Consider the following 12,186-nt stretch of genomic DNA (forward strand, 5'->3'; position numbering starts at 1 on the left):
GTAGCGCGAAACAAAGTGTAAGTCGCGACTTACATTTCTATCCCGGGTAAGTTTCACCACTTATACTGCCGCATGCGGGATTTTCGTTTTCGCGGCGGGCTTGCCGCCGCATTACCCAAGACCGAGCATGGCAAGCCTCAATAAAGTATCACTCGCATCTTCCATCCAGACCGTGCGCGACGTCGCGCAGTCACGCCGCACCCGGCGTGTCATCACGGGCCTGCTGATCTTCCTCGTATTATTCGGTCTGCTGGGCTTTTTCGCGGCGCCGCCGTTGATTCGCCACATCGCCGAGCAGCAACTCAGCAAACAACTCGACCGGCCTGCCACGATCGGCCGCATTGCGCTCAATCCGTACACACTTAAACTCGAAGCCGATCGCGTGCATATCGGCGAGCGGGGTGGTGCGGGCGATTTTGTCGATATTTCACGGCTCATTGTGAAGCCGTCGTGGAGCTCGCTGTTTCGCGCGGCGCCGATTATCGACGAGGTGCAACTCGATTCGCCACGCTTTCATATCGTTCGCTACGATGCGCAGCGTTTCAATTTCACCGATCTGATCGAGAAATTCTCGAAGCAGCCGGCCAAGCCCGATAGCAAGCCGACGCTGTTCTCGGTGTCGAACATTCGCCTGGAAAACGGCCAGATCACGTTCGACGACAAATTGCTCGGCGCAACGCACGTGATCGATCAATGGAAGCTCGGTATTCCGTTTATCGCCACGCTGCCTTCGAAAACCGACATCTTTGTGGAGCCGTTGCTGCGTGCGCGCATTGACGGCAGCCCGCTTGCCATTGACGGTAAGACCAAGCCGTTTGCTGCGTCGCGCGAATCGGAAGTGTCGTTGCGCTTTGACGGGCTCGACGTGCCGCAGCTCTTGTCCTATGCGCCGACCAAGCTGCCCGTGATTGTGCAGAGCGGCAAGCTGTCCACTGACCTCAAGCTCAATTTCGTGATGTCCAACGACACGCCCTCGTTGCGCGTGGCGGGCACCGTCGATCTGAACGATGTGGACGTGCGCGATCAGAGCAAGGCGCCGTTCTTCGCGGCGCGCGCGGTACATGTGGCTGCCGCGACACTGGAGCCGTTGAAGAGCCTGTATCACATCGACGATATCCGCATCGACGCGCCAAGCGCCAATCTCGCGCGTGATAAAGAAGGCGTGTTGAGTGTCGAGCGGATGTTCGCGCCTGCGCCTGCTAAGGCAGCGTCTGCGCCGGCTGCGGCCACAACGGCTGAAAACGCTGCGAGCGCGCCCGTCGCGGCATCCGGAACAAGCGCCACGGACAAAACCGCACAGCCTCTCGACCTGTCGATCAAGCGTTTCTCGCTTAACGACGGCTCCGTGAACGTTCACGATGAAGCGGCCTCGCGCCCCGTCGACGCTGGCCTGCAGAAACTGGCTGTCACGCTGACCGATTTCTCGACGCTCGCTACCGCTCCCGCGCATTACACGCTCAATACCGACTTCAAGGACGCCGGCGGCTCGCTCGGTGTGGCCGGCACGTTTGGTCTCGTCGCGAAGACCGCCAACGCAAAGCTCGATCTGAAGTCATTGAAGTTGCCCTTGCTGCAACCGTATATCGACACCGCGACCGCCGCACAAGTGGTGGACGGCGCGCTTTCTGCCACCGCGAACCTCGATGCGAACTGGTCGAAGTCGCCGACCGCCGTGATGGTCACCGACACGCAACTCGATTTGCAATCGCTCAAACTCGCGGTGCGCGGCAGCAAGACGCCCGTGGTCTCGCTCACGCAAGGCCAGGTGACGGTCAAGCAGGTGGACCTCGCGGGGCGCACTGCCAATATCACCGGCGTCGACACGACAGGGCTGGTAGTCAATGCGCAGCGTCTGAAAGACGGCAGCATCGACCTCGCCGCCCTCGCTGGTCCGCATCAGGCTGAGCAGCGGCGCACGGCGATCCACGCGGTGAAGAAGGCGCAAGCGGAAGGGCCCGCGTGGCACTACAAGATTGGCGAACTCAACCTGAAAGACGCGACCGCGAATTTCACCGACAACACTACACCGCAGCCGGTGAAGCTAAGCGTGACGCCGCTGCAACTGAAGGTGCAGCAGATCAGCGACGATCTGAGTAAGCCGCTGCCGGTCGATCTGCAAGCCACGCTCAACAAGAAAGGCACGCTCGGCATAAAGGGTGATGTCACGGCGACGCCGCTCAAGGTGGCCGTCAAGGTCAATGCGAACCGCCTGGATGCGGCGGCTTTCGAACCGTACTTCGGCAGCAAGCTGAATGCACTGATCGCGAGCGCGTTGCTCAACGCGAACGGCGACCTCGCACTGAGTCAGGCGAAGGCGCTCAAGGCGACGTATCGCGGCGACGTGGCGCTTGTCGAAGTTCGGATGATCGACAAGGCGACCTCGGACCCGTTCGCAGGATGGGGTTCGCTCGCGCTGACCAACCTGAAGGCCGACTATGACGAACACGGCACGGTGGTCGACGCGGGCCGCGTGACGTTCACGAAGTTCTATGGGCGTGTGCTGCTCGACGCGCAAGGCAAGCTGAATCTCAAGGACGTGGTCGCGCATGAAAGCGGCGCCGCGCAATCGCTGACACGCGACAAGAGCGGCTCCGAACCCGTGCCGCTGACGCCGCAAGCTGCGTCGGCCCCTTCTGCGCCGGTAGTGGCGTCCGCACCGGTGCCGGCGTCGTCGGCAACCCCGGCCACGGTCACGGCCGCAACACCGCCGCAAAGCCCCGTCAAACTGCACTTCGGCCAACTTGTGCTGCAGCAGGGCCGCGTGAACTACACCGACAACTTCATCAAACCGAACTTCACCGCGAACCTCGTCGGCATTCAGGGCACGGTCGGCGCGTTCGGCACGCAATCGACCACCCCTGCGCCCGTCGACATCGCCGCGAAGGTGGCGGCCAATGGTCCGCTGTCGATTCGCGGCACGGTCAATCCGCTCATCGCGAAGCCGGCGCTCGATTTGACGGCGAGCGCACACGATATCGAGCTGACCAACCTCACGCCGTATTCGGCGAAATACGCCGGCTATCCGATCACCAAGGGCAAGCTGAACGTCGATCTGCACTACAAGCTCGATAACGATCAGTTGAACGCGAACAATCATATTTTCATTGATCAGCTCACGTTCGGCGATCACGTCGAGAACAATACGGCCACCAAGCTGCCGGTTCGTCTCGCGATCTCGCTGCTGAAAAACTCGCGCGGTGAAATCGACGTGAATCTGCCGGTGTCGGGTTCGTTGTCGAATCCGGAGTTCAGCATCGGCGGGCTCATCTGGCATGCTGTGCTCAATCTGCTGGAGAAGGCCGTCACTGCACCGTTCTCGCTGATCGCCAATGCGTTTGGCGGCAATGGCGAGGAATTGGGCTATGTCGAATTCGATCCGGGTTCGGCGAAACTTTCGGATGCCGCCGACAAGAAGCTCGACACCATCGTGAAGGCGCTGGCCGACAAGAGTTCGATCCGTATCGATCTGATTGGCCGCGTCGATCCGGCGATCGACGAACCGGGCCTGCGGGCGCAATACGTCGAACGCCAGGTCAAGCAGCAGAAGATCAAGGACGTGGTGGGCAATGGTGAGAGCGTCGATCTGTCAACCGTCACCGTGGATCCGAAGGAATACGACAAGTACTTGACCAAGGCCTACAAGGCGGGCGACTTCAAGAAGCCGCGCAATTTTGTCGGCTTGACCAAGAGCCTGCCGGACGACGAGATGAAGGCCGCGATGGCCGCCAACGCTCCAATCGACGACGCCAGCCTGCGTCAGCTCGCGCAGCAACGGGCGCAAGCCGTGCAGCAGTATTTCGAGGGCAAGATCGATAGCAGCCGCGTGTTTATCGTCGCGCCGAAGCTGAACGCGGATGGCATCAAAGACAAGGGCGCGACGACGCGGGTGGACTTTGGGTTGAAGTGACGTGTTGCGTTGCAATGCGAGCCGGTTCGCAGTCGTCGCGCTGCCTTCGTGACGCGATGTGGCGTATTGCGTTGTGGACGCACCGCTGCGCCGCAGCGCGCGGTTAAGCGGCGCGCGTCGGCGTCTTCTTCAATGCAGTCTGCTCGATCACCCGCGCGAGCGTGTCGAACGCCGGGCCGATCTTCTCGTTCGCCACGCAGGCGTATCCCAGCAGCAGTCCGCGCCGTGCGGGCGTCTCGCTGCTGTAGTAGGCGGCGAGCGGACGCACGATCACGCCGGCGTCGTAAGCGGCTGCCGTGACCGCGCGATCGTTCGCATGATCGGGCAGGCCGAGCACCAGATGCAGGCCGGCCTCGTCGCCCATTACCGGCAATTCGTTGCCGAAACGCGCGGTGATCGCGTCGATCAGAATCTGCCTGCGCTCGCCGTAGAGCGCTCGCATGCGACGAACATGCGACGTGAGATGACCGTCCATGATGAAGTCGGTCATCACCGCCTGCTGCATCAACTGCCCTTCGCGATACAGCTCGGCAACGCCCGTGCGGAACGTATCCACCAGATGCTCTGGCGCGATCATGTAGCCGATTCGCAAGCCTGGAAACAGCATCTTTCCCAGGCTACCCACATAGATTACCTGGCCGGCATCGTCGAGCCCTTGCAGCGATGCGAGCGGACGGCTGCCGTAGCGGAACTCGCTGTCGTAGTCGTCCTCGATAATCCAGACGTTGTGCTGGCGTGCGTATTCGAGCAACGTGCGGCGGCGCGCGAGACTCATCACCATGCCGAGCGGATATTGATGCGACGGCGTGACGAGTGCCAACCGCGGCGGCTGTTGCAGATCCTGCTCGCGCGGGTTGAGACCCTCGTCATCCACCGGCACCGGCACTAGCGTAATCCCTGACGATTGCAGCACGCTGCGCGCACCCCAATAGCATGGCTCCTCCACCCACGCGCGATCGCCGACGTCGGTCAACAAGCGCACGGCCAGATCGATCGACTGATGAATGCCCGTTGTGATGATGATCTGGTCAGGCGTGCAATTCACCGAGCGCGCTACGCGCAGGTAATCGGACAGCGCGCGCCTTAGCGGCCGATAGCCGCCGCCTGGCGCATAGGTCAGCAGATCGGGATTGGCTTCCTTCCACAATCTTGCTTGTAAGCGGCTCCATGTGCGCGCCGGAAACTCGGCGACGTCGGGCACGCCTGGCATGAACGCACCCCATTGTTTGGCGGACACGCCTGCTTGATCGATAAGCCTGCGTCCGCGCGTGGAGAGGTCGCCTAGATCGCGTTTGGGCGGCTTTATAGCCTCGGCTGCCGGACTGCCTTGCGCGTCGACACTGGCCACCACCGGCTTCTTGCGCGCGTTCATTGCCGCAGTATCCGGCCGCGTGTCGGCGACATAGGTACCGCTGCCAGTGGTCGAGATCACATAGCCTTCGGCGGTCAGCTGGTCGTAGACGTGCAGCACCGTGTTGCGCGCGATGCCGAGATCCTCGGCGAGCATGCGCGAACTGGGCAGCTTGGTGCCAGGCGGCAGCTGGCCGGTCAGGATGGCCTGCTGCATCAGCCGCAACGTCTGTCTGTAGACCGGCTCGGCGGCGGCGCGGTCGAGTCGCGCGGCAAGCCAATCCGACAAAATCACGGTGTCCAAGTGGTTCTATCCGGAATAATGAAATGGTTCCATATTGTAGAACCGTAAGGGACTATAGTGAGCCACGCAATTAATGCAATCCCGCTGTTCCGCAGGGGGAGCCGGCCGGACCGCAGAGGAGACTAGTGCGATGAAAACCGATGACGTGATCGTCAGCTTTCGAGGTGTGCGCAAGACATACGACGGCGAAACGCTGGTCGTCAAACAACTCGATCTGGATATCTATCAGGGCGAATTTCTGACGCTGCTCGGACCTTCGGGATCAGGGAAAACCACATGTCTGATGATGTTGGCGGGCTTTGAATTTCCCACCGGCGGCGAAATCTGGCTCGATGGCACGCTGCTCAATACCGTGCCGCCGCACAAGCGCAACATCGGCATGGTGTTTCAGAACTACGCGCTGTTTCCGCATCTGACGGTCGAGCAGAACGTCGCGTATCCGCTCACCGTCCGCAAACTTTCCGCGGAAGAGCGCGCCCATCGCACGAATAACGCACTGAAGATGGTGCGCATGGAGGGCTTCGCAAAGCGTTATCCGGCACAGCTTTCCGGCGGCCAGCAGCAACGTATTGCCTTGGCGCGGGCGCTCGTGTTCGAGCCGAAGCTCGTGCTGATGGACGAGCCGCTCGGTGCGCTCGACAAGCAGTTGCGCGAACACATGCAGTACGAACTTAAATCCTTGCACGAGAAGCTCGGCGTCACTTTCGTGTACGTCACGCACGATCAGGGTGAAGCGCTGACCATGTCTGACCGCGTTGCCGTGTTCGACAAAGGCATCGTGCAGCAACTCGATACCGTAGACCGTCTGTACGAATCGCCGTGTAACGAGTTCGTCGCGAACTTCATCGGTGACAGCAACAAGCTGCGCGGGACGATCGCGAACGTCGATGGCGAGTACTGCGAGTTTCATCTGGTAGACGGCACGCGACTCACGGGACGCAATATCGGCGGCGCGCGGGCAGGCACGCCGGCGGTTGCGTGCATCCGGCCCGAGCGCATGAAGCTCGCCAATGGCGTGTCGCGGCCGGGCGCCAATGCCCTGAGCGGTGAAGCGCGCGGGCTGATCTATTTCGGCGACCACGTGCGTATGCGTTGTGGCCTGCCGGAACAGGACGAGTGCTTCGTCAAAGTGCCGCTCGGTACTGATGCACTCGAAACCTTCGCGCCCGGTGCGCCGGTTGCATTGGAGTTCGCGCCCGAGCATCTGCGCGTGTTTGCAGAGGCGTGAGGCCGTGCGAGGCGTGAGTAGTTCAACGCAGCAAAAAGCAGTTCACGTAAGCAGCACATAACAAGTCGCACCGTACTTAGCTGAAAGTCGAAAGCACACCACCAAAGGAGAGCAACACACCATGAGCAAGATCGGGAAATCGCGCTGCGCCATCGCTGTCGGTGCTGTGGCACTCGCGCTGGGCGCCGCGCAAGTCAATGCAGCCGAACTGACGGTTGTCAATTTCGGCGGCGCGAATGGCGACGCGCAAAAAGTCGCATTCAACCAGCCGTTCGAAACGCAAACCGGCAACAAAGTGACCGCCGTCGAATACAACGGTGAGCAGGCCAAAGTGAAGGCAATGGTCGAAGCGAAGCATGTGAACTGGGACGTGGTGGAAGTCGAATCGGGCGACATCGGTCGTGGTTGTGACGAAGGCCTGTACGAGAAGCTCGACTGGTCGAAGATCGGCAAGAAGTCGGATCTGATTCCGGAAGCACCGCAGACCTGCGGCGTGGGCTTCTTCGTGTGGTCGACGGCACTCGCCTATAACGCCGACAAGCTGAAAACCGCGCCGACCGGCTGGGCCGATTTCTGGGACGTGAAGAAATTCCCGGGCAAGCGTGCGATGCGCAAAGGCGCGCGTTACAACCTCGAATTCGCGCTGATGGCCGACGGCGTGCCGCCGAAGGACGTCTACAAGGTGCTCGCCACCAAGGAAGGCCAGGACCGCGCGTTCAAGAAGCTCGACGAACTGAAGCCGAATATCCAGTGGTGGGAAGCGGGTGCACAGCCGCCGCAATTCCTCGTCGCGGGTGATGTGGTGATGTCCACCGCGTACAACGGCCGTATCGATGCCGCGCAAAAGGAAGGTAAGAACCTGAAGGTGGTGTGGAACGGCAGTATCTACGACCTCGACTATTGGGCGATTCCGAAGGGCACGCCTAACAAGGCGCTGGCCGAGAAGTACATCGCCTATTCGATCTCGTCGAAGCCGCAGCAGGACTACGCGCACAACATCGCGTATGGCCCGGTGAACGTGGCGGCCATCAAGGCGCTCGATCCGAAGACGCTGGCGAATCTGCCGAACTCGCCGGCCAACGGCAAGAACGCCGTGCTGCAGAACCTCGCATTCTGGACCGACCATGGCGATGAACTGGAGCAGCGTTTTTCGTCGTGGGCTTCGAAATAATTAGCCGGGTGTGAGAAGGCGCGGTTTTCCCGTTAGGGAAGCCGCGCCGTATCGAGGCTTTGCATGGGACCGGAGTAAGCGCTAAAGCGCTAACTCCGGATCGACAGGAGACGGGTGTGACTACGATGACGATCGCCGCCGATTCAACGGCTGAGTCGAGTGTTCGGCTCAAGCGGGAACTGAAGGCCGCGGAAGCGAAGAAGCGCGCAATGGCGCTGCTGCTGATTGCGCCGCTCGCCATTTTTTTGCTGCTGATTTTTGTCGTGCCGATTGGCGCACTGTTGACGCGCGCCGCGCAGAATCCGGAAGTGGTAGGCGCCTTGCCGCATACGCTGAATGCGTTAAATGGTTGGGACCGCAAGACGCCGCCGCCTGATGCCGCTTATGCGGCGTTGGCCGTGGACCTTACTGCGGTCGCCGACAGCGACGGCATGGGCGCGCTGGCACGCCGCCTGAACGTCGAGATTCCCGGCTTCCGCTCTCTGGTAGCGAAATCGGCGCGAGCGATGCCTTTTGTCGATGACAACAACAAACCGTTGACGCTCACGCCTGCCCAGATCCACGCGAAGTTCGCCGAACTGGACGAGCGCTGGAACGACATCACCTACTGGCAGGCGATCGCAAAGAATTCAGGCGCATATTCGCCGTTTTATCTACTGGCCTCTTTAGACCATAAACAGGACGCGTTCGGCCACATTATTCAGACCGACACCGACCAGCAGATCTATCTCGCCGTGTTCCAGCGCACCTTTGTGATCGGCGCGGCCGTCACGTTCTTCGCGCTGCTGCTCGGCTATCCGCTCGCTTACTGGATTTCGACGCTCTCCGAGCGCCGCGCGAATCTGGTGATGATTCTTGTGCTGATTCCGTTCTGGACGTCGATCCTCGTGCGCGTCGCGGCGTGGATTGTGATTCTGCAAAGCGAAGGCTTGGTGAACAAAGCGCTGATGGCCACCGGGCTTTTGCACGATCCGCTGTCGCTGCTGTTCAACCGCACCGGTGTGTACATTTCGATGACGCACATTCTGCTGCCGTTCATGATCCTGCCGCTGTACAGCGTGATGAAGTCGATCCCGCCGACGTATCAGCGCGCTGCGATTTCACTCGGCAGCCATCCGTTTGCGGCCTTCTGGCGCGTGTATGTGCCGCAGACTTATCCGGGCATCGGCGCGGGCGCGTTGCTCGTGTTCATCCTGGCGATTGGCTACTACATCACGCCGGCTTTGCTCGGCGGACCGGGCGATCAGATGGTCAGCTACTACGTCGCGTACTTCACCAACGTGACGATCAACTGGGGCATGGCGTGCGCGCTCGGCGGTTTGCTGCTCGCCGCGACGCTCGTGCTGTATGTCATCTATGGGCGCTTCACGCGTTCGTCATTGAGCCTCGGCTGATCGCCTGAACGGAGCCTACTCGCGATGAAACTTGCCAAGCCTTTGTTTGCGCCGCATACGTCTTTCGTTGAGCGCGTGTGGTACTTCACGCTGCGCGCGCTTGCGGTGCTCACGCTGCTGTATTTGATCCTGCCGGTGCTCGCGATCGTGCCGCTGTCGTTTTCGTCGAGCACGTTTCTGGTGTATCCGATTCCGGGTTGGTCGCTGCGCTGGTATCAGAACCTCATCGCGTCGGATGAATGGCGTATGGCAGCGAAAAACAGCTTTATCGTTGCGCCGTCAGCGACTGTGGTGGCAACCGTGCTTGGCACTTTGGCTGCGATTGGCCTGACCAAAGCCAACTTCCGCGGCAAGGCGCTGCTGATGGCGATTCTGATTTCGCCGATGATCGTGCCGGTGGTGGTGGTTGGCGTGGGCATGTACCTGTTTTTCGCGCCGCTGGGGCTGGCGAATACGTACATCGGTTTAATCCTTGCACATGCGTCGCTCGGCGTGCCGTTTGTCGTGACGACGGTGGCGGCGACCTTGCAGGGTTTCAACTACAACCTCGTGCGAGCCAGCCTGTCGCTCGGTGCGAATCCGGTGAAGACGTTTTTCCGCATTACGTTGCCGGTGATCGCGCCGGGGGTGATTTCGGGGGCGCTGTTTGCGTTCGCCACTTCGTTCGATGAGGTGGTCGTCACGCTGTTCCTTGCGGGCGCGGATCAGACGACATTGCCTCGGCAGATGTTCACAGGTATTCGCGAAAATATCAGCCCGACGATTGCGGCGTTGGCGACGATTTTGATCGTGTTTTCTACTTGCCTGCTGTTGGCGCTGGAGTGGCTGCGGGGGAGGAATGCGGCGCGGGCGGTGAAGGCCTAGGCCTCAGACGTACTACACCTGCTATGCAGCGTGAATATCGACACTGCAACTTTCTGACATCATTCTAGGATTGTTCCCATTCCGCGCACATCTGCGTCTGGTCATACTCAGAGACTTCTTAAAGAAGATGCGCTGGACGCAGAAAAAGAATGAAACTTCGGGTAATGATGTTGGCGTGCGCTCTGGCCTTGTCAGGCTGCGCGCAACACGCGGCACGCGAGCGGCTCGGCATCGAAGATGCCACGGTACTGAAAACGGGCGTGGGCGCTTCGCAGGACGAAGCCGCAGGCGCGCCGACCTCGCAGTGGGTGAACACCTACGCGCCGATCACCAGCAGTCGTGCCGCACTCACGTCATTGCAACAGCGGCTCGATCAATTGCCGGGCGACAAGCGCAGCTATTTCCACGCGAAGGCGCAATGCTGGATTAATGTCGGGCGCGAGACCTGGCAAGCCAACGACCACTGGGGTTTCCTGGAGGAAGCGATCGGGCAGGCCGCGATGATCACGATGGGCCTGGAAAACGGCACGTCTTTGTCAGCGGCTAACCCAGCCTTGCGTACTGTTTCGACAGTGCGCCCCGACCTGTGGAAGATCGTCAATGTGATCAAGAGCGATCCGGCCACCGCCCGTTGCCCCGAGGCACAGCAGCCGCTCGCTTGTGCCGAGGTCGAATTGATTCATGCCGGCCACGATGCATGGACACGCAATTTTCCGGCAGCTGAGAAGGCGCTGCCCGGCATTCAACGCGAATTGCAAAAATCGGCTGAAGCTGCGTTGCAATGTGCACCGCCGCAGAAACATGCGCCTGTAGCTCCGGAAAAGATCACGCTCAGGGCCGACTCGGCATTCCGCTTCGATAGCGGAGACGAAGCCGGCATGCTGCCGGGCGGCAAGGAACAACTCGACAAGGTGATGGCAGGACTACAGCAGGTAAAGGGCTTTGTTCAGTTGAACGTCAACGGCTACACCGACCGTCTTGGTAGCGACGCCCACAACCAGAAGCTCTCGTTGCAGCGCGCGCAAACGGTGCGTGACTACCTGCGCAAACGTGGAGTGACGCTGCCCATTACAGCGCAGGGACGTGGCAAAGCGAACCAGTTGACGGAATGCGCGCAGATGAAACGCGATGAATTGGTGAAGTGCCTTGCGCCGAACCGACGTGTCGAAATCGAATTCGTTCGCGGACAGGACTGAAGCGGTGGATCGCCGTTCCATACATACCCATGCATTGGCGCGTTATCGCACTACGCTTCGCATTACATCACGTGGATATTTCTCTCTGCACGAAAAAGATATAATTAGGAAAACGATTTAATGACCACTATTCTGATTGTGGATGACCATCCCGCGCTTCGGCTTGTTATCAAGACCCATCTTTCGCAGCTGCTCGGAGTCACTGACATAATCGAGGCCGAAAACGGACAGGCGGCAGTCGAAATGGCCCGGCAGCATATACCTGATCTCGCCATCCTCGACCTCGATATTCCGCGCATCAGCGGTCTTGATGTCATTCCGCGGCTCAAGCGGGCTCATCCGTTGATCCGTGTGCTGGTTCTGTCGGGTCAGGATCCAGCTATCTTCGCTTCGCGTGCGATGCGGTCGGGCGCGCAAGGTTTCGTCGCCAAGTCGCAAGAGATGAAGGAAATCGTGCGCGGCGTCGAAGCCGTGCTGGCGGGTTACACCGTTTTTCCGATGGGCGCCGGTGGAGCTGGGATGCCGGCGTCGCCGGACGGCGAGGAAGACAAGCTCAAGCTGTTGTCGGACAAGGAACTCGTGATCCTGCAAATGCTGTCTAGGGGGCTGTCGAACAAGGCGATCGGCGACGCCCTGTTCATCAGCAACAAGACCGTCAGCAGCCACAAAACACGCATTATGCAGAAGCTGCGGGTCAAGTCACTGGTCGAACTGATCGATTTCGCGCGGCGCTGCCGGGTTGTGCCAATTCAATGACATTGCGACAGGTCCG

At 60.3% G+C, this 12,186-nt stretch carries 8 protein-coding genes; 7 read left to right on the forward strand and 1 reads right to left on the reverse strand.

Annotation, left to right across the window (positions count from 1 at the left end; translation table 11 throughout):
• The first annotated feature begins 127 nt into the window (after window positions 1-127).
• A complete protein-coding gene (locus KHO31_RS12745; RefSeq protein WP_211623447.1) occupies window positions 128-3,907 on the forward strand; it encodes a DUF748 domain-containing protein in 3,780 nt (1,259 codons plus the stop codon).
• A 103-nt stretch (window positions 3,908-4,010) separates the two neighbouring features.
• Here the strand turns inward: KHO31_RS12745 and pdxR are convergent, their stop codons facing one another.
• Complete coding sequence (gene pdxR, locus KHO31_RS12750; RefSeq protein WP_211623449.1) at window positions 4,011-5,561, reverse strand: MocR-like pyridoxine biosynthesis transcription factor PdxR; 1,551 nt, start codon at window positions 5,559-5,561, stop codon at window positions 4,011-4,013.
• 130 nt (window positions 5,562-5,691) lie between these two features.
• On the opposite strand from pdxR, the gene KHO31_RS12755 reads away from it, so the two are divergent.
• The 6 genes from KHO31_RS12755 (at window position 5,692) to KHO31_RS12780 (ending at window position 12,170) form a co-directional block, all read left to right on the forward strand.
• Window positions 5,692-6,789 (forward strand): ABC transporter ATP-binding protein, encoded by a 1,098-nt coding sequence (locus KHO31_RS12755; protein WP_211623451.1) that lies wholly within the window; start codon window positions 5,692-5,694, stop codon window positions 6,787-6,789.
• A 121-nt stretch (window positions 6,790-6,910) separates the two neighbouring features.
• Window positions 6,911-7,960, forward strand: coding sequence for an ABC transporter substrate-binding protein (locus tag KHO31_RS12760; protein ID WP_211623453.1), 1,050 nt, complete (start codon window positions 6,911-6,913; stop codon window positions 7,958-7,960).
• Window positions 7,961-8,085: 125 nt separating this feature from the next.
• The gene (locus tag KHO31_RS12765; RefSeq protein ID WP_201077371.1) at window positions 8,086-9,354 is read left to right on the forward strand and encodes an ABC transporter permease; all 1,269 of its coding nucleotides are present in this window, start codon (window positions 8,086-8,088) and stop codon (window positions 9,352-9,354) included.
• A 24-nt stretch (window positions 9,355-9,378) separates the two neighbouring features.
• Window positions 9,379-10,218, forward strand: a complete 840-nt coding sequence (locus KHO31_RS12770) for an ABC transporter permease (protein WP_211623455.1) — start codon at window positions 9,379-9,381, stop codon at window positions 10,216-10,218.
• A gap of 149 nt (window positions 10,219-10,367) precedes the next feature.
• Window positions 10,368-11,414, forward strand: coding sequence for an OmpA family protein (locus KHO31_RS12775; RefSeq protein ID WP_211623457.1), 1,047 nt, complete (start codon window positions 10,368-10,370; stop codon window positions 11,412-11,414).
• 120 nt (window positions 11,415-11,534) lie between these two features.
• A complete protein-coding gene (locus KHO31_RS12780) occupies window positions 11,535-12,170 on the forward strand; it encodes a response regulator transcription factor (protein ID WP_211623459.1) in 636 nt (211 codons plus the stop codon).
• Window positions 12,171-12,186 lie beyond the last annotated feature (16 nt).

The sequence above is a fragment of the Paraburkholderia domus genome (assembly GCF_905220705.1).
In the GTDB taxonomy this organism is placed as follows: Bacteria; Pseudomonadota; Gammaproteobacteria; order Burkholderiales; family Burkholderiaceae; genus Paraburkholderia; species Paraburkholderia domus.

Excerpts from the sequence above, each read along its gene's own strand:
- KHO31_RS12770 (WP_211623455.1), top strand. The coding sequence starts at position 9,379 with ATGAAACTTGCCAAGCCTTTGTTTGCGCCGCATACGTCTTTCGTTGAG.
- KHO31_RS12765 (WP_201077371.1), top strand. The coding sequence starts at position 8,086 with ATGACGATCGCCGCCGATTCAACGGCTGAGTCGAGTGTTCGGCTCAAG.
- KHO31_RS12755 (WP_211623451.1), top strand. The coding sequence starts at position 5,692 with ATGAAAACCGATGACGTGATCGTCAGCTTTCGAGGTGTGCGCAAGACA.
- KHO31_RS12780 (WP_211623459.1), top strand. The coding sequence starts at position 11,535 with ATGACCACTATTCTGATTGTGGATGACCATCCCGCGCTTCGGCTTGTT.
- KHO31_RS12775 (WP_211623457.1), top strand. The coding sequence starts at position 10,368 with ATGAAACTTCGGGTAATGATGTTGGCGTGCGCTCTGGCCTTGTCAGGC.
- KHO31_RS12745 (WP_211623447.1), top strand. The coding sequence starts at position 128 with ATGGCAAGCCTCAATAAAGTATCACTCGCATCTTCCATCCAGACCGTG.
- KHO31_RS12760 (WP_211623453.1), top strand. The coding sequence starts at position 6,911 with ATGAGCAAGATCGGGAAATCGCGCTGCGCCATCGCTGTCGGTGCTGTG.